Source organism: Nocardia sp. NPDC004123 (assembly GCF_053603795.1).
On the sequence record NZ_JBSGGG010000036.1, the window covers coordinates 82,715 to 101,553 of the forward strand.

23 protein-coding genes and 1 pseudogene are annotated in these 18,839 nt (G+C 68.1%); 10 read left to right on the forward strand and 14 right to left on the reverse strand.

Annotated features, from left to right (window positions below; genetic code table 11):
- Position 1 precedes the first annotated feature (1 nt).
- Positions 2-634, reverse strand: coding sequence for a TetR/AcrR family transcriptional regulator (locus tag ACWEQQ_RS39495; protein WP_452351772.1), 633 nt, complete (start codon positions 632-634; stop codon positions 2-4).
- A 197-nt stretch (positions 635-831) separates the two neighbouring features.
- On the opposite strand from ACWEQQ_RS39495, the gene ACWEQQ_RS39500 reads away from it, so the two are divergent.
- The 4 genes from ACWEQQ_RS39500 to ACWEQQ_RS39515 are packed head-to-tail and all read left to right on the forward strand — an operon-like array spanning position 832 to position 4,286.
- Positions 832-1,740 carry an ATP-binding cassette domain-containing protein gene (locus tag ACWEQQ_RS39500; RefSeq protein WP_452351773.1) on the forward strand — a complete coding sequence of 303 codons (909 nt, stop codon included), beginning with the start codon at positions 832-834 and terminating at the stop codon, positions 1,738-1,740.
- A gap of 21 nt (positions 1,741-1,761) precedes the next feature.
- Positions 1,762-2,463 (forward strand): ABC transporter permease, encoded by a 702-nt coding sequence (locus tag ACWEQQ_RS39505; RefSeq protein ID WP_452351774.1) that lies wholly within the window; start codon positions 1,762-1,764, stop codon positions 2,461-2,463.
- Positions 2,464-2,492: 29 nt separating this feature from the next.
- On the forward strand, positions 2,493-3,617 hold the full coding sequence (locus tag ACWEQQ_RS39510; RefSeq protein WP_452351775.1) for a sensor histidine kinase: 1,125 nt from the start codon (positions 2,493-2,495) through the stop codon (positions 3,615-3,617).
- 21 nt (positions 3,618-3,638) lie between these two features.
- On the forward strand, positions 3,639-4,286 hold the full coding sequence (locus ACWEQQ_RS39515; RefSeq protein WP_379395307.1) for a response regulator: 648 nt from the start codon (positions 3,639-3,641) through the stop codon (positions 4,284-4,286).
- Positions 4,287-4,293: 7 nt separating this feature from the next.
- On the opposite strand, the gene ACWEQQ_RS39520 is transcribed toward ACWEQQ_RS39515, so the two are convergent.
- Positions 4,294-4,641, reverse strand: a complete 348-nt coding sequence (locus ACWEQQ_RS39520) for a DUF2218 domain-containing protein (RefSeq protein WP_452351776.1) — start codon at positions 4,639-4,641, stop codon at positions 4,294-4,296.
- Positions 4,642-4,646: 5 nt separating this feature from the next.
- On the reverse strand, positions 4,647-5,267 hold the full coding sequence (locus ACWEQQ_RS39525) for a class I SAM-dependent methyltransferase (RefSeq protein WP_452340249.1): 621 nt from the start codon (positions 5,265-5,267) through the stop codon (positions 4,647-4,649).
- 114 nt (positions 5,268-5,381) lie between these two features.
- On the opposite strand from ACWEQQ_RS39525, the gene ACWEQQ_RS39530 reads away from it, so the two are divergent.
- Entirely contained in the window at positions 5,382-5,954 is a 573-nt protein-coding gene (locus tag ACWEQQ_RS39530) for a TetR/AcrR family transcriptional regulator (protein WP_452340248.1), read from the forward strand.
- 57 nt (positions 5,955-6,011) lie between these two features.
- Here ACWEQQ_RS39530 and ACWEQQ_RS39535 read toward each other — a convergent pair whose 3' ends face one another.
- Positions 6,012-6,641 (reverse strand): TetR/AcrR family transcriptional regulator, encoded by a 630-nt coding sequence (locus tag ACWEQQ_RS39535; protein WP_452351777.1) that lies wholly within the window; start codon positions 6,639-6,641, stop codon positions 6,012-6,014.
- A gap of 65 nt (positions 6,642-6,706) precedes the next feature.
- Between ACWEQQ_RS39535 and ACWEQQ_RS39540 the strand changes: the two genes are divergently transcribed.
- The 3 genes from ACWEQQ_RS39540 to ACWEQQ_RS39550 all read left to right on the forward strand — a co-directional run bounded on the left by ACWEQQ_RS39540 (position 6,707) and on the right by ACWEQQ_RS39550 (position 8,907).
- The gene (locus ACWEQQ_RS39540; RefSeq protein ID WP_452351778.1) at positions 6,707-7,138 is read left to right on the forward strand and encodes a tautomerase family protein; all 432 of its coding nucleotides are present in this window, start codon (positions 6,707-6,709) and stop codon (positions 7,136-7,138) included.
- Complete coding sequence (locus ACWEQQ_RS39545; RefSeq protein ID WP_452340245.1) at positions 7,131-7,259, forward strand: hypothetical protein; 129 nt, start codon at positions 7,131-7,133, stop codon at positions 7,257-7,259. The genes ACWEQQ_RS39540 and ACWEQQ_RS39545 overlap by 8 nt, the downstream gene beginning before the upstream one ends.
- 94 nt (positions 7,260-7,353) lie before the next feature.
- Positions 7,354-8,907: an amino acid permease gene (locus ACWEQQ_RS39550; RefSeq protein ID WP_452340244.1), complete on the forward strand. Its 1,554-nt coding sequence runs from the start codon at positions 7,354-7,356 to the stop codon at positions 8,905-8,907.
- Between the two features lie 25 nt (positions 8,908-8,932).
- Here ACWEQQ_RS39550 and ACWEQQ_RS39555 read toward each other — a convergent pair whose 3' ends face one another.
- The 5 genes from ACWEQQ_RS39555 to ACWEQQ_RS39575 all read right to left on the reverse strand — a co-directional run bounded on the left by ACWEQQ_RS39555 (position 8,933) and on the right by ACWEQQ_RS39575 (position 13,544).
- Positions 8,933-9,712, reverse strand: a complete 780-nt coding sequence (locus ACWEQQ_RS39555) for a 3-oxoacyl-ACP reductase (RefSeq protein WP_379385907.1) — start codon at positions 9,710-9,712, stop codon at positions 8,933-8,935.
- Positions 9,713-9,722: 10 nt separating this feature from the next.
- Positions 9,723-11,084 carry an aldehyde dehydrogenase family protein gene (locus ACWEQQ_RS39560; protein ID WP_452351779.1) on the reverse strand — a complete coding sequence of 454 codons (1,362 nt, stop codon included), beginning with the start codon at positions 11,082-11,084 and terminating at the stop codon, positions 9,723-9,725.
- Positions 11,081-11,824, reverse strand: coding sequence for a gamma-glutamyl-gamma-aminobutyrate hydrolase family protein (locus ACWEQQ_RS39565; protein ID WP_452351780.1), 744 nt, complete (start codon positions 11,822-11,824; stop codon positions 11,081-11,083). The genes ACWEQQ_RS39560 and ACWEQQ_RS39565 overlap by 4 nt, the downstream gene beginning before the upstream one ends.
- Positions 11,805-13,172, reverse strand: coding sequence for a glutamine synthetase family protein (locus tag ACWEQQ_RS39570; RefSeq protein ID WP_452351781.1), 1,368 nt, complete (start codon positions 13,170-13,172; stop codon positions 11,805-11,807). The genes ACWEQQ_RS39565 and ACWEQQ_RS39570 overlap by 20 nt, the downstream gene beginning before the upstream one ends.
- Positions 13,173-13,334: 162 nt before the next feature.
- The gene (locus ACWEQQ_RS39575) at positions 13,335-13,544 is read right to left on the reverse strand and encodes a hypothetical protein (RefSeq protein ID WP_452351782.1); all 210 of its coding nucleotides are present in this window, start codon (positions 13,542-13,544) and stop codon (positions 13,335-13,337) included.
- A 174-nt stretch (positions 13,545-13,718) separates the two neighbouring features.
- Between ACWEQQ_RS39575 and ACWEQQ_RS39580 the strand changes: the two genes are divergently transcribed.
- A complete protein-coding gene (locus ACWEQQ_RS39580) occupies positions 13,719-14,261 on the forward strand; it encodes an AAA family ATPase (protein ID WP_452351783.1) in 543 nt (180 codons plus the stop codon).
- Positions 14,262-14,337: 76 nt separating this feature from the next.
- Here the strand turns inward: ACWEQQ_RS39580 and ACWEQQ_RS39585 are convergent, their stop codons facing one another.
- From ACWEQQ_RS39585 to ACWEQQ_RS39600, 4 genes are all read right to left on the reverse strand, one after another.
- Positions 14,338-15,096: a methyltransferase domain-containing protein gene (locus tag ACWEQQ_RS39585; protein WP_452351784.1), complete on the reverse strand. Its 759-nt coding sequence runs from the start codon at positions 15,094-15,096 to the stop codon at positions 14,338-14,340.
- Positions 15,097-15,316: 220 nt separating this feature from the next.
- Entirely contained in the window at positions 15,317-16,153 is an 837-nt protein-coding gene (locus tag ACWEQQ_RS39590) for a DUF5753 domain-containing protein (protein WP_452351785.1), read from the reverse strand.
- On the reverse strand, positions 16,150-16,686 hold the full coding sequence (locus ACWEQQ_RS39595) for a DUF6879 family protein (RefSeq protein WP_452340237.1): 537 nt from the start codon (positions 16,684-16,686) through the stop codon (positions 16,150-16,152). The genes ACWEQQ_RS39590 and ACWEQQ_RS39595 overlap by 4 nt, the downstream gene beginning before the upstream one ends.
- The gene (locus ACWEQQ_RS39600; RefSeq protein WP_379438311.1) at positions 16,667-16,900 is read right to left on the reverse strand and encodes a hypothetical protein; all 234 of its coding nucleotides are present in this window, start codon (positions 16,898-16,900) and stop codon (positions 16,667-16,669) included. The genes ACWEQQ_RS39595 and ACWEQQ_RS39600 overlap by 20 nt, the downstream gene beginning before the upstream one ends.
- 509 nt (positions 16,901-17,409) lie before the next feature.
- On the opposite strand from ACWEQQ_RS39600, the gene ACWEQQ_RS39605 reads away from it, so the two are divergent.
- The gene (locus tag ACWEQQ_RS39605; RefSeq protein WP_452340236.1) at positions 17,410-17,724 is read left to right on the forward strand and encodes a hypothetical protein; all 315 of its coding nucleotides are present in this window, start codon (positions 17,410-17,412) and stop codon (positions 17,722-17,724) included.
- 908 nt (positions 17,725-18,632) lie between these two features.
- On the opposite strand, the pseudogene ACWEQQ_RS39610 reads toward ACWEQQ_RS39605, so the two are convergent.
- Positions 18,633-18,839 (reverse strand): annotated as a pseudogene (locus tag ACWEQQ_RS39610) (hypothetical protein); the annotation flags it as partial.

Genomic DNA, 18,839 nt, shown 5'->3' on the forward strand with positions numbered 1-18,839 from the left:
ATCAGGCGTCCTTCCGGGTGGCGCGGTCGAAGATGTCGGCGAGTTCCTGGGCGCAGGCCGCGGTGTCGAAGGCCGGGTCGGTGGCGGCGCGCGCGATGGCGGCGTCCACCGAGCCGCGGATGGCCATCAGCATGACGACCGGATCGAACTCGCGGAATGCCCCGTCGCGCTGGCCTTCTCGCAGTCGCTCGACCTGTGCCGCGGACACGCTGTCGAGCTGCTCGACGAGGCCGAACAGGTGCGGATCGTCGGTCCCGGCATTGGCCGCGATATTCGACAGTGCCCGCATGTGTTTCGGATATTCGTCGATCAGGGCCAGGTTCGCGGCGAAGAAGCCGCGCAATCGGCCCCGGTGTCCCGCCTCCGAATCGAGTTTGGCGACAACGTATTCGGCGGAGGTCTGCATGATGCGGGCGACCACCTCGCGGATGAGATCGCCCTTGCCCTGGAAGTGGTACGAGATCATGCCGGTGCTGCTGAGCCCGCCCTGCTTGGCGATCTTGGCGAACGAGGCGTTCGGATAACCCTGATCGGCAATGACCTCGATGGCCGCGTCCACGATCTGTGCGCGCCGGGCGACCTCGGTGAACGTCCGCCCCAATGCTTGCTTGCTTGGGCTGGAGTTTGCTTGCATGAGCAAAAACCCTACGGCGGTTTGCTCGGCCGAGCAAGAGAATCGTCCGATCCGCCGGCACTCATCGACCCGGAGGTAAGCCGAAAGTGGTACCTCGCCGTGTGCCGTCGGCTGATGGCCGCGCCGCGCCGCTCCGGAATCGTCGGAGCAGACACGGTGACGCAGCGGGCGTCGCCCCTCCGATACGAGGTGAACGGATGATTCAGGCGCGTGGGCTCGGCAAGCGCTACGGGGACGTGCCGGCGGTGGACAACCTGTCCTTCGATGTCCAGCCCGGCGTGGTGACCGGCTTCCTCGGTCCGAACGGGGCCGGGAAGTCGACCACCATGCGGCTCATGCTGGGCCTCGATCACGGCAGCGGCCGCACCCTTTTCGACGGGCAGCCCTACGCCGAGCTGACCGATCCGCTGCGCTCGGTCGGCGTCATGCTCGATGCCCGCGCCGTGCATCCCAAGCGCACGGCCATCGGGCATCTGCGCATGATCGCCGCCGGGGCGGGCATCGGCGAGGGCCGGGTCGAGGAGGTGCTGGGCCTGGTCGGCCTGTGCGATGTGGCCGGGAAGCGGGCGGGTGGGTTCAGTCTCGGGATGCACCAGCGGCTGGGTCTGGCGGCCGCGCTGCTGGGTGATCCGGCCACCCTGATCCTGGACGAGCCCGCCAACGGGCTGGACCCCGAGGGTGTGCGCTGGCTGCGCGATCTGCTGAAAGAGCTTGCGCACCAGGGGCGCACCATCTTCGTCTCCTCGCATCTGCTGAACGAGATGGCGCACCTGGCGGATTCGCTGGTCGTCATCGGCGCCGGGCGGCTGCTGGCCGCGGAATCGGTGCGTGAGTTCGTCGCCCGCAACTCCGCGCCCCACATCACGGCGCGCACCGATCGGCCCGCGGAACTGGCGAAGACGTTGAACCGCCATGGATTCCGCGCCCGGGTGGAGGCGGACGGCACGGTGACCGTCGAAGGTCACGACCGGCAGGGTGTCGCCGCCCTGGCCCTGCGCGCCGGGCTGCTGATCACCGAGCTGACCCAGGCGCGCACCAGCCTGGAGGACGCCTACTTCCAGGCCACCGCCGATTCCGCCCAGTACCGCGGCCACGTTGTCGCCTGACATCGAACAGGAATTCCGCTCATGTCCAATGCCATCCGCTACGAACTGACCCGGCTCGCCACCCTGCGCTCCACCTGGGCGCTGCTCGCGCTCGGCCTGGCCCTGCAGACCTTCATCGCCTATCTGTCCGCGGCCCGCGACTATGCCACGCCGAGCGAGCAATTCGCCGCATCGGTCTCGGGGCTGCCGTTGCTGCTGGCCGCACTCTTCGCCACCGCGGTGGCGGTCAATGCCTTCGGGCACGAATACCGTTACGGCACCATCACCACCACCGTGCTCACGGTGCGGCGGCCGGGCCGGGTCCTCGCGGCGAAGGCACTCACGGTGGGCGTGCTCGCCGCTCTCTACGGCCTCGCGCTGGTGGGCGTGAGCGTGCTCGTGCAGCTGCTGGTCTCGACGCTACCGGCCGAAACCTCGCATCTGGCAAGGGCTTTCACCGCAGTGCCCGTGTATGTGACGCTCGCCGCCCTGGCCGGTATGGGCATGGCCGCCGTCACCCGCAATGCGACCGTCGCCATGGTGGTGGCCATCGGCTTCCCGACCGTAGTGGAGACCGGTGCGGTGCTGGCCGGCGTCAGCCCGAAGATGATGCCCTTCCTGTCCGCCGGGCAGCTGGTGCAGCCCGGCACCGGGAATCCCGCCCTGCTGGTGTTGCCGCTGACGCTGGTGGCGGCCGGGTTGCTGGCGCTCGGACGCGTGCTGCTCGCGCGCCGTGACGTCTGAGAATGCCGAGCCCGACTAGGGTTGCCGGAATGAGCACGACGCGACGGATCGGCACGGTGATCCTCGACGTCGTGCTCGCCGCGCTGTTCGGCGCGGCCGGTTTCGAGGAGGTGCACACCTCCGCGATCGGCCTGCTGCCCGCCGCCGCGGGCCCGCCTGTGGCCGTCGTGGCCGGTGTCGCCCTGCTGGCGCGGCGCTTCCGGCCGCTGCCGGTACTCGGGGCGGCGCTGCTCGGACAGCTGCTGGTCGGCGCGTTCGCGCCCATGCTGCTGGCGATCTACACGGTCGCCCGGCGCTACGGCAACCGCCGCCCGACCTGGCTGGCGGCACTCGCGTCGGTGATCGTGGCGGTGGTGCCCTGGGGCGCGGGCAGCTGGTGGGAGCTGTTCTTCCACCGGGGCGTCATTGTCACGGTCGGACTCGCGCTGCCGCTGCTGCTGGGATTGTGGACCAACCAGCGCGCCGAAACCCTTGCGGCCCTGCGGGAACGCGCCGAGCAGGCCGAGCGCGAACGCGACCTGCGCGCCGCGGCGGCCGTGGAGGCCGAGCGCCTGCGCATCGCGGGGGAGCTGCACGATATTGTGGCGCACCGGATTTCGCAGATCACCGTGCTGGCCGGGGCGCTCGAGGTGTCCGCCGACGGCAAGCCCGCCGAGATCGCCGGCACCATCCGCGCCACCGGATCGCGCGCCCTGACCGAGATGCGGGAGCTGCTCGGCGTGCTGCGCGCCCGCGACGGTGGGGAGGCAGCGCCACTGCGTCCCGTGCCCGACCTGGGCGCCATTGCCGAGCTCGTCGCCGAGGCGGTCGCCGCCGGGCAGCAGGTGGACCTGTCGTTGCCGCCGGACCTGCCGCCGGTGCCGGGACCGGTCGGCCGGGCGGCGCATCGACTGGTGCGGGAGGCGCTGACCAATGCCGCCAAGCATGCGGCCGGGGCCGAGGTGCGGGTGGCGCTCACCATCGCCGACGATCGTCTCGACGTCGATGTCCGCAACGGCCCCGGTGAGCGGACCGCCCTGGCTGCCCAGGGTTCCGGCTTCGGTCTGCTCGGCATGCGCGAACGGGTCGAACTCGCCGGTGGGACCGTGCATTCCGGTCCGCTGGCCGGCGGCTACCGGGTGCACGCGACGTTCCCGCTGACGGCCGACGAATGACGATGTGGTGAAGGAGGTTTCGTGATCCGGGTGGTGCTGCTCGACGACGAGGAACTGGTGCGCTCCGGCATCGCCATGATCCTGGAGGCCGGCGGCGATATCGAGGTGGTCGCCCAGGACGGCGACGGCCGCGCCATCGTGGACCTGGTGCACCGGCACCGCCCGGATGTGGTGGTCACCGATATCCGCATGCCGCACGTGGACGGCCTCGAGGTGACCCGCCGGGTCCGCGGCCTCCCCACGCCGCCGGCGGTGGTCGTCCTCACCACCTTCGGACTGGACGAATATGTCTACGCCGCACTGGAATCCGGCGCGGCGGGCTTCCTGCTCAAGGACACTCCGCCCCGCGAACTCGCCCGCGCGGTCGAGGTGGTCGCCGCCGGTGACGCCATCCTCGCCCCCGCCATCACCAAACGCATGCTCACCGCCTTCACGCAGGGTCCCGGCGCGCAGCAACCGGACGCGCTCGCCCAGCTCTCCCAGCTCACCGATCGGGAACGCGAGGTCGCGCGGGCCGTCGCCACGGGTGCGGGCAATGCCGAGATCGCCCGCACCCTCCACATGAGCGAGTCCACGGTCAAGGTGCACATCAGCCGCGTCATCGCCAAGCTGGGTCTCGAAAACCGCACGCAGATAGCTATTCTCGTGCTGCGCGCCGGATTGGCCTGAATGCCGGTCAGTCCGGATCCCGCCAGTCGATGGTGAGGGAACCGCCGCCGAAGCGGGTGAGGTCGCGGGTGAGGATGTCGCGGATGCGGTGCAGGGCCGTGGCGTCGGTCGCGTCGATGCGCATCACGAGGGCCTCGGGTTCGGCGGTGAGGGTGCAGTGGCCCCAGGGGCCGAAATGGGCTGTGGTGCGGGTATCGGTGCTCTCGACGCGCAGGTGGATCTCGCCCGCGGCCCGGGGATTGCCGGCGTGGACGCGGTGGCCGCGCGGGGAGGCCATCGCCTCGGCGTGGGTGCGGAACTGACGCAGGTAGCGGGCCGATCGGTCGGTGGGGACACGGGATTCGAGTGCGGGCATGGGAATCACTGCCGGGTGAGGGCGGCGAGCCAGGCTGCCACCGGGGTCGGGCTGGGAAGGATGTCGAGGGTGGCAGGTTCGAGGGAATCGAGTCGCCAGCCATCGGTGAAGGCGGACTCGATATCGGTGCGGCTCAGCCGATGCGGACCCCAGGTGCCGGGCTGTCGATCGCTGAAACCGAGCAGGAAGTAGCGTCCGCCCGGCGCAATGATCGTGGCCAGGCCGTCGACCAGGGCGATCCGGTCCGCGCCGTCGAACAGGTGGAACAGGCCGCAGTCCAGCACGGTGTCGAAGGTCTCGCCGAGGGTGGCCAGGTCCAGGGCGCTGTGGCGCACGAACCGCGCCTGCAGGCCGCGTTCCGCCGCCTTGTGCCGGGCCAGTTCGAGCGCCTGCGCGGATTGGTCGATCCCGGTCGCGTGGAGACCCAGGCCGGCGGCGAGCAACGCGTGTTCGCCGGTGCCGCAACCGAGGTCGAGGACCCGGCCGCGCAGGGCACCGGCCTCGGCGAGGGCGGTGAAGGCGGGCTGGGGCCGGTCGATGTCCCACGGCGGTTTCGTCGCGTACAGGGTGTCGGGTGCGTTGGGGTCGTGGTATTCGGGGTGGGGGTCGTCGGTGGGTGGGAACACGGAATTCTCCTGTCGGGAGGGCCGGCCGTGACCTGATGCCTCGAATTTATCGAGACACTGTGTCTATGGTCAAGAGTTTGTGTCTGCAGGGCTGTCAGTCTGTATGGTTGAGCCGTGCCGAAGCTGTGGAACGAGACGATCGACGCCCATCGCCGCGAGGTGCGGGACGCGATCCTCGACGCCACCGCGGCCCTCGCCTTCGAGCAGGGGCTGCGCGGGGTGACCATGTCGCAGATCGCCACTCGCGCCGGCATCGGACGGGCCACCCTGTACAAGTACTTCCCGGATGTCGAGACCATTCTGCGCACCTGGCATGCCCGCCGGATCGAGGCCCACCTCGGGGAACTGGTCAAGGTCCGCGACGGCGAGGGCAGTGCGAGCGGCCGCCTCGACGCCGTCCTCACCGCCTACGCGCACATCACCCGCCAAACCGGCAGCCACGACCGGGAATTGGTGACATTCCTGCATCCCGACGCGCACATCGTCGCCGCCCTGAACCAGCTGCGCGACCTGCTCCGGCAGCTGATCGAAGAAGGCGCCGCCACCGGCGAACTGCGCGCCGACGTCCCACCCGACGAGCTGGCCGCCTACTGCCTGCACGCCCTGTCGGCCGCGGCCGACGCGACGTCGGAGGCCGCGGTGGGGCGCCTGGTATCGGTCACCGCGGCGGGACTGCGCGCGGTCTGATCCACCGCGCGGCTCCCGCCGGCCTGGGTCGGCGCGCTTCGGGCGGGAGCCGGGATCTCAGATCCGGTCGCGCGTAATCGTCGACCGCACAAGCGGTTCCAGCTGTGTGGCGATGCGATCCAAGGGTTCCGCGCTCTGCTGTGCGCGGCACATGGCCACGCTGCCCTCGACGGCGGCGACGATCAGGGTGGCCGTGCGCTCGGCCTCGGCGCGCTCTGCCCCGTGGGCACACATCGAGTCGGTCAGCAGCTCGGTCCAGCGGCTGAACGCCGCGGCGGCCGCCTCGCGCGGTGCGCCCTCGGCTTCGGGCAGGTCTTCCACGGCGACCGCCAGCACCGGGCACCCGGCGCGGAAGTCGGTGTCCACCACGACCTTCCGCCACATCTGCAGGAAGGCTCGCATCCCTTCGACCGGCCCCTGGTCCAGTTCGCGGGCGAGCAGTGCCGCCACGTGATCCCCGGCGAAGGTGACCGCCTCGGTCGCGAGCTGGGTCTTGCCGCCGGGGAAGTAGTGGTACGTCGAACCCAGTGGCGCCCGGGCGTATTTGGCGAGCTCGCGCACACTGGTCGCGTTCAGGCCGCGCCGCCGGATCATGTCGGCCGCCCCGGCCACGAGTCTGCCGCGCGAATCCGCGGCATCGCCCGGCGTCCCCGCCATCGACTCCTCCTTGTCTATAACAACCGTCATAGAGTACCGTCCCTCGATTATAACGACTGTTATAGACGGTCGGCCGGAAGCGAAGGAGCACGTAGATGCCGATGATTCACCTGACCCTGCCCGCCGGAGTGCTCACCGGGGACGCACGGGGCGAGCTGTCGCAGGCGCTACCCCAGACCCTGCTGAAGTGGGAGGGCGCACCCGACACCGCGTTCTTCCGTGCGCAGGCGTGGTGCCGCATCGAGGAGGTCGCCGATGGCGGATTCGGAGCGCTCGCAGACGATCTGCCCCGCTTCCTGGTCGACGTGACCGTCCCCGAGGACGCGCTGTCCGAACGCCGCAAGGCCGGTCTCATCGCCGAGGTCACCGAAAAGGTGCTCGCCGCAGCGGGTCTCGGTCAGAGTGAGGCGCTGCGGGTGTGGGTGCTGATCCACGAGCAGCCCGAGGGCACCTGGGGCGCAGCCGGAGCGGTCGTGAAGTTCAAGGAACTGGCCGCCCTCGCCCAGGGGCAGCGGTCGGATGCGTGAGCTGCAGTTCGTCCGGACCGGGCCCGCCGCTTGGGAGGACGCGCCCGCGGCGTACGCGGCGCACACCACCGAGCTGGTCCTGCACCGCGAGCGCCTCACGGTTTCCGAACCGGGCGACTAGTTTGCCCGTTGGGCTGCGGTTCGGCACGGGATTACCGCACACTGGGCTCCTGGCAAACGCCGTGTGAGGGCGGCGTTTTCACTCGGGAGCTAGCATGACCGCAACCCAGCCTCGATCCGATGATGAACGGCGGCTCGCCGAACTCGGTTACAAACAGGAATTGGCGCGATCCTGGTCCGGATTCTCCAATTTCGCGATCAGTTTCACCATTGTCTCGATTCTCACCGGCGGCCTGGCGAGTTACGGGATCGGCCTGTCCAATGGCGGGCCGATCACCATGGCGTGGGGCTGGCCGCTGGTCTCGGTCATGGTGTTGTTCGTCGGGCTGGCCATGGCCGAATTGGCCTCGGCCTATCCGACATCGGGCGGACTGTACTGGTGGGCGTCGGAGCTGGGTGGGCCGGTGTGGGGCTGGTTCACCGGCTGGTTCAACCTGATCGGGCAGATCGCGGTGACCGCGGCCATCGATTACGGCGCGGCCATCTTCACCACCGCGGTGCTGAACGTGATCGGATGGGATATCGGGACCGACCGCAACGCCATCTTCGCGGTGTTCTCCGGGATTCTGGTGCTGCACGCGGTGCTGAACATCATCGGCCCGCACCTGTCGGCGGTCATCAACAATGTGTCGGCCTGGTGGCATGTGGGCGGTGTGGCCATCTTCGTGGTGGTGCTGGGTTTCGGTGCACGCCACCACCAGAGCATCGGCTTCGTGTTCACCAAGACCGTGGACAACAGTGCGATCGGGTTCGGCGGGGTGGCGTTCAGCTTCCTGCTCGGGCTGCTGCACGCGCAGTACACGTTCACCGGGTACGACGCGTCGGCGCACATGTCGGAGGAGACGCACGACGCCTCGCGCATGGCGGCCAAGGGGATCATCAACACCATTGTGGTGTCGGCGATCGCGGGGTACCTGCTCATCATGGCGGTGACGTTCGCGATCCCGAATCTCGACGATGCGCTGGATCCGGCCAAGAACAGTGGCTATCCGGTCATCTACATCCTGCAGAATTCGCTGAATTCGTTCTGGTCGGGGCTGCTACTGATCATCGCCGCCGTCGCCCAATTGTTCTGCGGCTACGCCTCGGTCACCGCGGCCTCCCGCATGCTGTTCGCCTTCGCCCGCGACGGCGCGGTGCCGGGATCCAAGCTGTGGGCGAAGCTGTCGGCCCGCCGGGTGCCGGTGAACGCGGTCTTCTTCGTCTCGGTGTTCGCGTTCATCCTGCTGATTCCGTCGATGCTGGTGCCCGCCGCCAATGCCCCGACCGCGTACGCCGCCGCCACCTCGGTGGCCACCATCGGCCTCTACATCGCCTACGGGATTCCGGTGCTGCTGCGGCTGTTGCGCGGCAACCGATTCCAGGCCGGGCCGTGGCAGCTGGGCCGCTGGTATCGGCCGATCGGGATCATCGCGCTGGTCTGGATCGTGATCATCAGCGTGCTGTTCATCCTGCCGACCGACGACCACGGGTATCCGTGGGTGGACGGATTCACCTGGAACGCGGTGAATTACGCGCCCCTCACCCTGGTGGGGGTGGTGGGCGCGATCGCCGTCTGGTGGTTCGTCTCGGCCCGGCGCTGGTTCACCGGGCCCAGACGAACCGTGGAGGAGCCGCCGGAAGTCGACCAGGCCCCCGTCGGCGCCTGAACCGCAGCGCCCGAAAACCGTTGCGCTACAGGGGCGTCACGTACGCGCCCGCAATACCGCCGTCGACCATGAACTGCGAGGCGGTGATGAAGGAGGAATCGTCGCTGGCGAGGAAAGCCACGGCGGCGGCGATCTCCTCCGGCTCGGCGAATCGGCCGACGGGAATGTGCACCAGGCGGCGCGCGGCGCGTTCGGGATCCTTGGCGAACAGCTCCTGCAACAGGGGAGTGTTGACCGGTCCGGGACACAGCGCGTTCACGCGAATGCCCTGGCGTGCGAACTGGACTCCCAGCTCCCGGCTCATGGCCAGCACGCCGCCCTTGGAGGCGGTGTAGGAGATCTGGGAGGTGGCCGCGCCCATGACGGCCACGAAGGACGCGGTATTGATGACCGAGCCCCGGCCGCGTTCGAGCATGTGCTCGATGGCGTACTTGCTGCACAGGTAGACGGAGGTCAGATTGACCTCCTGTACCCGTTTCCAGGCGTCGATGCCGGTGGTGAGGATCGAATCGTCCTCCGGCGGTGAGATGCCCGCGTTGTTGAATGCGATGTCGAGGCCGCCGTAGGTGTCGACGGCGGCCTGGAACAGGTCCCGCACCTGCTCCTCGTCGGTGACGTCGACCTTCACGTAGAGCCCGCCGGCCTCGGCCGCGGCGGCCTCGCCGCTGGTGGCGTCGATATCGGCGACCACGACCTTCGCGCCCTCCTGGGCGAAGCGCCGGACGGTGGCCAGCCCGATGCCGCTGCCGCCGCCGGTGACGACCGCGACTCGATCCTGTAAGCGCTGCAACGTATCTCCTTCGATGAGGGGCGGGTTACTCGGTGGCGAGGAAGACGTTCTTGGTCTCGGTGAAGGCGCGGGCGGCGTCGGGGCCGAGTTCGCGCCCCAGACCGGACTGCTTGAATCCGCCGAACGGCGTCCAATAGCGCACGGAGGAATGGGAATTCACCGACAGGTTCCCGGCCTCGACCCCGCGGGCCACCCGCAGCGCCCGCCCGACATCGCTGGTCCAGATGGAGCCGGACAGACCGTAGGGGGTGTCGTTGGCGATGCGCAGGGCGTCGGCCTCGTCCTCGAAGGGCACCACCGCCACCACCGGGCCGAAGACCTCCTCGGTGAGCACCCGGTCCTCGGGGCTGGACGGGAGAACGACGGTGGGGGCGAACCAGTATCCGGGGCCGTCGGGGCGGGAGCCGGTGAATGCCACCTTGGTCGACGGTTCGAGGAATCCGGCGACGCGGTCGCGGTGGGCGGCGGAGATGAGGGGTCCCATCTCGGTCGACTCGTCGGACGGATCGCCCACCCGCACGCCCTGGACCGCGGGTTCGAGCAGTCCCAGGAAGCGATCGAAGACGCTGCGCTGCACCAGGATCCGGGAGCGGGCGCAGCAGTCCTGACCGGCATTGTCGAAGACGCCGTAGGGCGCGGTGGCGGCGGCGCGCTCGAGGTCCGCGTCGGCGAAGACGATATTGGCGCTCTTGCCGCCCAATTCGAGGGTCACCCGCTTCACCTGCTCGGCGCAGCCGGCCATGATCTGCCTGCCCACCTCGGTGGAACCGGTGAACACCACCTTGCGCACGGCCGGATGGGTGACGAGGCGGGCCCCGACCACCGCGCCGCGACCCGGGATCACCTGGAAGACGTCCTCGGGCAGGCCCGCCTCCACGGCGAGCTCGCCGAGCCGGATGGCGGTGAGCGGGGTGAGCTCGGCCGGTTTGAGCACCACGGTGTTCCCGGCGGCCAGCGCGGGACCGAAGCCCCAGGCCGCGATGGGCATGGGGAAGTTCCAGGGCACGATGATGCCGACCACGCCCAGCGGCTCGCAGAAGGTGATGTTCACGCCGCCCGGGACCGGAATCTGATTGCCCAGCAGGCGTTCCGGCATGCCCGCGCTGTAGTGCAGGACGTCGCGGACATTGCCGGCCTCCCAGCGGGCATTGCCGATGGTGTGGCCGGCATTGCTGACCTCGAGCCGGGCCAGCTGCTCGATCTCGGCGTCCACCGCCTCGGCGAAGCGGCGCAGCAGCCGCGCCCGGTCGCCGGGGGCGACGGCGCGCCAGCTCGCCGTCGCCCGGTGCGCGCGTTCGATGGCGGCGTCGGTGGCGGCCGTGTCGGCCGCGGCGATGGTGGCCAGCACCTGCTCGGTGGCGGGATTGACGATGTCGGTGGTTGTCACGGGGTGCGCTCCTTTCCGTACTGTGCCGCATGGTCGACCAGGGCCCGCATGAGGCGGAGGTCGGTCGGGTTCTCCTCGGGATGCCATTGCACGCCCAGCAGGAACGGGCCCTCGCGGGTCTCGGCGGCCTCGATGATGCCGTCCGCTGAGTGCCCGGTGGCGGTGAGGCGGGGGGCGAGCGTGCCGATGGCCTGATGGTGGTGGCAGTGCGCTTTCGCCTCGGGACCGACGATGGCGGCGAGGCGGCTGCCGGGGACCGTGGTGACGGTGTTGACCGTGAAGACGCCGGGGGAGCGGGAGTGGTCGGTGTGCCCCACGGCATCCGGGACGTGCTGCAGCAGGGTGCCGCCCAGGGCGACGTTCACCAATTGCAGTCCGCGGCATACGGCCAGGACCGGCAGGCCCGCGGCGCGGGCGAGCGCGAAGAGCCCGAACTCGGACTCGTCGCGGTCGGGGCGCAGGCCGCCGGTGGCGGGATGCGGTGGCGCGCCGTAGCGGGCGGGATCGAGGTCCGCGCCGCCGGTCAGCATCAGGCCGTCGAGCCGGTCGACGAGCTCGGGGCGCGGAGTTCCGCTGGGCGGCAACAGGACCGGGATGCCGCCCGCACGTTCGGTCAGGTCGACGTAGGTGCGGGCCAGTACCGCGGCGTCGACGTCCCAGTGACCGAAGCGGGTGCGTTCGGAGTACGTGGGCAGGCCGATGACGGGCCGGCGCCCGGGGTCAGAGTCGTTCGAAGCCACGGATCCGCTCCCAGTCGGTCACCGCCGCGTCGAAGGCGTCCAGCTCGACCTGCGCGGCATTGCGGTAGTGCCGCACCACCTCCGGACCGAACGCCTTCTGGGCGATCTTGCTGTCGCCGAACAGCTGCGCGGCCTCGCGCAGGGTGTGCGGGACGCGCGGGCGGTGCGAACGGTAGGCGTTGCCGTGGAACTCCGGCTCCAGCGGGAGCTGCTGCTCGATACCGTGCAGACCGGCCGCGATGGCCGCGGCGACCGCCAGATACGGGTTCACATCGCCGCCCGGGATGCGGTTCTCCAGGCGCAGCGACGGGCCGTGGCCGACGACGCGCAGGGCGCAGGTGCGATTGTCACGGCCCCAGGCCAGGGCGGTGGGCGCGAAGCTGTCGGCCTGGAATCGTTTGTAGGAGTTGATGTTCGGGGCCAGCAGGTAGGTGAGTTCGCGCAGGCAGTCCAGCTGGCCCGCGATGAAGTGGCGCATCAGTGCCGAGGGGTCGTCGCCGTCGGCGAAGACCGGCTCGCCCGCGCTGTTGCGCAGGCTCAGGTGGATGTGGCAGGAATTGCCTTCCCGCTCATTGTATTTCGCCATGAAGGTGATGCTGCGGCCCTCCTGGGCGGCGATCTCCTTGGCTCCGGTCTTGTAGATGGTGTGGTTGTCGCAGGTGACCAGGGCCTCGTCGTAGCGGAAGGCGATCTCGTGCTGACCGGGATTGCATTCGCCCTTGGCGGACTCGACATACATTCCCGCGCCGGACATGTCGGTGCGGATGCGGCGCAGCAGCGGTTCGATGCGGGCGGTGCCGAGCATCGAGTAGTCGACGTTGTACTGGTTGGCGGGGGTGAGATCGCGGTAGCCGCTGCGGAAGGCGGACTCGTAGGTGTCGTCGAAGACGAGGAATTCGAGTTCCGTGCCGACATAGGCGGACAGGCCGCGCTCGGCCAGGCGATCCAGCTGGGCGCGCAGCACCTGCCGGGGTGAGGCGGCCACGGGCTGCCCTGGCCGGCCGTGCGGGTCCACCTGCTCGACGTCGCAGAGCACCAGCGCGGTGCCCGGCCACCACGGCACCAGCCGTAGCGTGCCCAGGTCCGGGCGCAGCACGAAATCGCCGTAGCCGGTGTCCCAGGAGGACATCTCGTAGCCCTCGACCGTGGTCATCTCCACGTCGACGGCCAGCAGGTAGTTACACGCCTCCGTCGCCCGATCCAGTACCTCCTCCACGAAATACCGTGCCGAACAACGCTTTCCCTGTAATCGCCCCTGCATGTCGGTCATGGCCACCAGCACCGTGTCCAGCGTTCCCGCCTCGACCCGTGCCACCAGCTCCGCCACGCTCAGCATCCCGGCCCGCATTCTTGACCCCTCTCGACGTCAACCCCGCTCACGCTAGGCGAACCCGGGCTCCGTGTGTGCCCGAATACGGCAAGTGATCACCCGCGTGTCCATACCGTTTCGGAGCTGGAGGCCGGTGCCGCGTGGGCGAAGGCTCGATGCGTCGCGAAGCGCGGGCCGGCGCTAGCGGCCGACTTCGGTGAGAATCCGCCAGGCGATCGGCGCGGCGAGACCCAGGACGGTCAGGACGATCAGCAGTGCGAGGACCGTGCTCGTCGAGCACGCGCCGCCGGCTCCGCCACCGCCCCCGCCGCCTGCCAGCCGTCCCGATTCCCGTGCTGCCTCGAGCGCCCGTCGCGAGGCCTCGGACCCCTGCCAGTGTGGAGAGTTCATCGCCGTGCCGCCCTTCCTCCCGAATATGCCGACACCGCAACAGTATTGACCGACGCGGCACGCCGAATCCGCCGAAGTACTCAGCGCCGTTACTCACGGCCGGGGAGTCGGGCGACTCGCCGGGAGCGGAAATGTCGCTGCGGGGGCGGCGGCCCGTCGGCTACCGTCCGGACCATGCCCGGTCCTGGTGAATCCTCCGCCGTCTATCTGATCACCGGTATTCAGGCCGCCGGGAAATCGACCGTGGCGCAGGCCCTCGCCGAGCGGCTGCCGCGCTCGGCCCATGTGCGCGGTGACGTCTTCCGGCGTTTCCTGGTGGGAGGGCGCGCCGACATGACCCCCGAGCCGAGTCCCGAAGCGCTCGAACAGCTCCGCCTGCGGCACCGCCTCGCCGCCGAGGTGGCCGACTCCTACGCGGCGGCGGGGTTCACGGCGGTGGTGCAGGATGTCGTGCTCGGCGACCTGCTGCCCTACCTGATCGGCCGGATCCGCACCGACCCGCTCTACGTCGTGGTGCTCGCTCCGACTCCGGACGCGGTGGCGCGGCGCGAGGCCGCCCGCCCGAAGAACACGTACGGAACCTTCACCGTGAACGACCTGGACAGCGTCCTGCGCGCCGAAACCCCGCCCCTCGGCCTCTGGCTCGACAGCTCCGATCTCACCGTCGGCGAGACGGTCGATGCGATCCTCGCGAACGCCCGGCCGTTGGCCCGCTGACGAATGTTGCTGGGAAGCCCCGACTCTGGAGGTTGCCCAACATCCTCAGCGCCTTCAATGCCTTGGCTCGGCGCGATCACTCACTGTCACGAGGGTCCTTGCGGCACACCATCATTTGATCGGCACCCTGCTGGAATTCGTACTCGACCTCGACGACGTCGCTGGTGATACCGAGATTCAGAAGGTCACCGCGCAGTTCATTCAACCGCGGATAGACCTGCGCCGATCCGGTGGGCACCAGAGGGAAGATCCGCACGTCGCCGCGGCTGACCCGGATCAGCTCGGTGATCGTGCGCACGTGGAAGTCGTATCCGAGTCCGTCGGCATAGGAGAAGAGCAGATGTGAGCTCAGCACCAAGTCGAAGGCGTTGTCAGGGAACGGAAGTCGAGGCAGTTCCGCAGGAACATATCGATCCGGATTTCGCTGCCGATCGGCGACGAAGAGTTCGACCGCCGACCGCCGCCGCCGATGGTGATCATCCGGATCGGTGAAGAACGTCCAGCAGTAGTCGCCCGGATGGGCCCGGACATACCGGTCGCCTAGATCGGTCTGGGCTCGGCAAACCTCCCCGACCTCAACGCCATCGAAGTCGAAATACGCCGCGTCACAGGCGGTCACATCACCCCCGAACCCCGCCACCTCGGCGGCGAAGCTCGCCGCCCCAGCAGGGCAATCAAGGATCCGACCCCCGAGATCTGCAGGCCCGAGACCGAACATCGCCCGATACTCATCCAGCCCCCGCGAGGTGATCAGAAACCCGCCCACCTCATCGCCGAAACCCGTGTCATCGCCGAAGCTCATCCCGCAATCCTTTTCCTCTCGAATCAGCCACACCGACCGGAACAGGAAGCCGCAGAACACAAATCATGGCCGCCCGATGTGGCGGCCCAAACGCACAGTTCAAAGCCGCTGAGAAAGCAGCCACCAGCCCTGCGCAGACATCATCACGCCCCGATTGAACCACATGCCTCCACCCGCCACGCGACCGAATTCCCAGCCGGCAGTGATGGCATCGTGAACCCGCGCACAAGGTGCTGCGGCGGCCGGCCTTCGCCTAACCTGACCGTGACTCGATGGCGTTGCGGATCAATACTCGAGCCGGTTCGCCGGTTACCGATTGGCCGGCAAGCCCTTTGAACGCCCGGCTGTAGGTCGCTACCTCGCGGGGCTGAGTAATCGTCAGCTCCGCCGCCGTACCTTCCACCATGACGAGGCGGTTGTCGAACATGGCGAAGTTCGTGGAGACGACCAGAGCCTCAGCGGTTACCGGGATGATTCCGAGCGTGATGCGGGGCATCCCGAGGATGGTGGCCAACCGGTCGAGCTGGCCGATCATGACGGCGTCGGTACCGACCGTGGTGTACAACGCTTGCTCAGCGATGAGGAAGTGGAACAAGTGGTGCCGCTGGTACAGGATGCGTTGGCGTTCTATGCGTTTCGATACGGCCTCGTCGACATCGTCGGGTATCTGATGGAACTCCATGCCGCGCCGTAGTTTCGCTGCTGCGTATTCCGCGGTCTGGAGAAGGCCGGGGATGATCTGTGGCTGATAGTCGCGAATGTGGATTGCTTCGGCCTCGAGCTTCAGCGCTTTCTGTTGACGATGCTTCAATCCGGTGCCGAGGATGCGTCGCCATTCGAGGTAAGCGCTATCGATCGTGTGCAGGGTAGCCAGCAGATCAGCCGCCTGATTGTCCGCGCCGGTATACAGGCAGTAGGCCCGGATGTCCGCATCGGTCGGTGTGATTCGCCCGTATTCGATTTTGCTGACCTTCGACTCATGCCAACCGCACAGCTGAGCCAACTTGCGCCCGGTGAGACTCGCCCTGAGGCGAAGCTCCCGGAGACGTAGTCCGAGAGCTTCCCTCGCATCTTGAACGCCGCTCGTCACTGTCGGGCGTGCTCGTTCTCGACGTATTCGGTGAAAGGCGTGCTCAGGTCCCACAGTCGGTCCTTCACGCTGCGGGAGTACGCGACGATTCCCGGATCGGTGGTCACCGCGAGTCCCGCCGGTTTCCCGTTCTCGTTCACCAGGTTGTAGACAACCCTCTCGTTGTCGATGAGCCACCAGTCGTCCGGCGGGACTGTTCCCGCGAGTTGCCTCGGCACATAACGGATGTCCTCACCGGCTGTCGTGTTGGTGCCGGTCACCGACAGCAGCCAGCGGTGATAGTCGGTAATCGGTTCGGTGACTACGCGAATCCTGCTGACGATGACCCCTCGGCCGGTGGTCTCTCGGATCAGGTCGTTCCATCGGTCCTTGTGTTCATCCTGGAGAGCGGGCTCACCGGCCAGGAAACGGCGGAACCGTTCGGACTCTTGCGGTACCGCATAGGCGTCCCTGACTTCCAGGTGGAACGCGTCGTGCTTGCAGTCGCGGAACAGACTCACCCAGTCGGGCGGATCATGCGGCAGTAGTAGCACCGTAGAAGCTCCTCTCCGCCACCGGAACCTCGATCGCTGTCTCGTTCGGTTCCATAGCGAGCTCGTCCACAATCTCTGGGTCACACATCGGGTTTCCGGTCAGCGTGAACGTTCCACGGCCCGTGTCGGAAAGAGCCACGCCGATGAAGGTGTCCGGCGCGAGGAATCCGAGCAGAAGGTGCGGGATCTCCACGGTCTCGAGCCGATCGGTCATCCACCCCACTACGACGTAGGTACCGCGATCGGTGAGGTAGAGCGCTGGGCATTGCCCAACATCGGAACCGCCCCTACCAAGAAACGAAAGGCGCATGATGCTGCCCCCTGTCTAGCAGTGTGCGCAGGTTTTCCCGTGCATCAACCATAGTTCTCCGGTCAGCTCGGGCGTGGGCCACCGTGAAAGATTTGCAGCAAAGTCGAGCACACTGATGGCTCCCGCCAGGCCCGTCTTCGTACCGTCGGGACAGGCGCTCGGGTTCGGACGTGCATCTCCCGGTCCCGAGTTGCCAATCGAACGGCAGACGGGAGATCGAAATGTGGAGGCGTACACGGCTCTTCGAGTTCACAGGTGGTCTGATCGAGCTCCGGGACGCTGGGGAAGGGGACGAGGACTGCGCCTATGTGGACTTCCACGGAACTATCCCGCTCGACGGACACCAGGAGTCAGGGGTGATCATGCGATACAAGCCAACATGTCTCGGCTACCTCCGGACGGATGTGTCGGGGATGGGCCAGCTTTGGGACGAGACCCAGGTGCGGAGGCTCGCCGAGCGCTACGGCTACGACCTGGCCGAGGTGGTCGTCTACGACCCGAAATCGGGCCGGCCGCCGCTGGCCCGGCTGAAGGCTCGAGCCACTCGCCTCGACGCGGAAGCGGTCATCGTTCCCGGACCGGAGCATTTCACCGACGGGCAGATACCCCGCTCACTGGTGCGGCGGCTGGACGTCATCACGATCCACCCCGAGGAAACCCATGCCCGCGGTGCGGTCCTGCCGCTGCCGGATCCACCGCCGGTCAACTCGAGGGAGCGCGATCGCTGAGGCCCGGCTCCACGTCAGCTGAACTGGTGACCTCCCTCCGATGCGGAAGCGGCGCCGGGCTCGGCAGCGGGGCCAGGATTCCCAGATCAGCCCGTGCGCATGCGTAAAAGCGGTCTCGCGCATCGGAAGTTCCCGCCAGCGCTTGCCGCACCGACTCCGCGGTGATCGACGCGTCATTGTGTAAGCGTCGGAGTTCCCACACCTTCTGCTGCCACTCACGAGCTGCAGCCACAGTCGGCCCATCGGCCAGCAGCAGAATCGACTCCAGCAACGCAGCCCGCTCGTCTTCCGCAGTCACCAAGAGTGGCCACCCTGTGGGGATATCCAGTACCTCATGGCCGGGCCAGAGCTCGGGGTGCTTCGCAGCAGCCATCTTGACGTGGATCCGGACCTCACGTTTGACGGCTGCCGCATACGCGGAGTACGCCTCCCTCCGCGAGCCATCCCACCGCAGAGCTTGCTCCCGCTGCCAAGCGAAGAGCTCTTTCCGCGAGCCGAAATAGTAGCTCAACCACGCCGACGTAGCACCGGTGACCAGGGCGACCGCAGCACTGTAAAGCGCAAGCACCACACCAGGATACGGTTCACCGTTGTCCGTGATGCTCCACGCCACCCCGATCCCGACCCTCGAGGTCCGTGACCACCGAGACGGGCTAGGTCGCTCGCTGAAGTCTTCGACCACGTCGCGGATGAACGGCCGGTCCAACCGTTCTGAACGCGCACTACGGCTGAGGAATTGGCGCGAAACTGCTGTTCGACGGCGGTCTGTGCGGGATTGCACCGGTCGTCCGCAATTCGGCAGCCGCGCTGGCAGGTTTGGTCAGCGTGAAATGCGGCTCGGGCTCAATGGGGCACGGCATCACCGCGTGGATGATCGTGTCGGCGTGGAGGTTTGGGTGGGGGGCAGCTCACATGGCCGTGCTCGGCTGGTGGGTCGGGCGGGTCAGATGGAGGTCGATCGCGAGTTGCTCGACTGTTTCGGCGGCGCAGACGCGGTTTTCGCCGATTCCACCGTGTGCACCGCGTTTGGCCCATCCGACGACGTACACGCCGCGCAGAGGATCCCTGGTTGTCGGAGAAATGACTCTGCCGTTTCGGTTGAGGATCTGACCGTT

Bases quoted from the DNA above. Each gene is read 5' to 3' on its own strand.
- ACWEQQ_RS39495 (WP_452351772.1), bottom strand. From the start codon at position 634: ATGCAAGCAAACTCCAGCCCAAGCAAGCAAGCATTGGGGCGGACGTTC.
- ACWEQQ_RS39500 (WP_452351773.1), top strand. From the start codon at position 832: ATGATTCAGGCGCGTGGGCTCGGCAAGCGCTACGGGGACGTGCCGGCG.
- ACWEQQ_RS39505 (WP_452351774.1), top strand. From the start codon at position 1,762: ATGTCCAATGCCATCCGCTACGAACTGACCCGGCTCGCCACCCTGCGC.
- ACWEQQ_RS39510 (WP_452351775.1), top strand. From the start codon at position 2,493: ATGAGCACGACGCGACGGATCGGCACGGTGATCCTCGACGTCGTGCTC.
- ACWEQQ_RS39520 (WP_452351776.1), bottom strand. From the start codon at position 4,641: ATGCCCGCACTCGAATCCCGTGTCCCCACCGACCGATCGGCCCGCTAC.
- ACWEQQ_RS39535 (WP_452351777.1), bottom strand. From the start codon at position 6,641: ATGACGGTTGTTATAGACAAGGAGGAGTCGATGGCGGGGACGCCGGGC.
- ACWEQQ_RS39540 (WP_452351778.1), top strand. From the start codon at position 6,707: ATGCCGATGATTCACCTGACCCTGCCCGCCGGAGTGCTCACCGGGGAC.
- ACWEQQ_RS39545 (WP_452340245.1), top strand. From the start codon at position 7,131: ATGCGTGAGCTGCAGTTCGTCCGGACCGGGCCCGCCGCTTGGGAGGAC.
- ACWEQQ_RS39550 (WP_452340244.1), top strand. From the start codon at position 7,354: ATGACCGCAACCCAGCCTCGATCCGATGATGAACGGCGGCTCGCCGAA.
- ACWEQQ_RS39570 (WP_452351781.1), bottom strand. From the start codon at position 13,172: ATGCGGGCCGGGATGCTGAGCGTGGCGGAGCTGGTGGCACGGGTCGAG.
- ACWEQQ_RS39575 (WP_452351782.1), bottom strand. From the start codon at position 13,544: ATGAACTCTCCACACTGGCAGGGGTCCGAGGCCTCGCGACGGGCGCTC.
- ACWEQQ_RS39580 (WP_452351783.1), top strand. From the start codon at position 13,719: ATGCCCGGTCCTGGTGAATCCTCCGCCGTCTATCTGATCACCGGTATT.
- ACWEQQ_RS39600 (WP_379438311.1), bottom strand. From the start codon at position 16,900: ATGACCGATCGGCTCGAGACCGTGGAGATCCCGCACCTTCTGCTCGGA.
- ACWEQQ_RS39605 (WP_452340236.1), top strand. From the start codon at position 17,410: ATGGGCCAGCTTTGGGACGAGACCCAGGTGCGGAGGCTCGCCGAGCGC.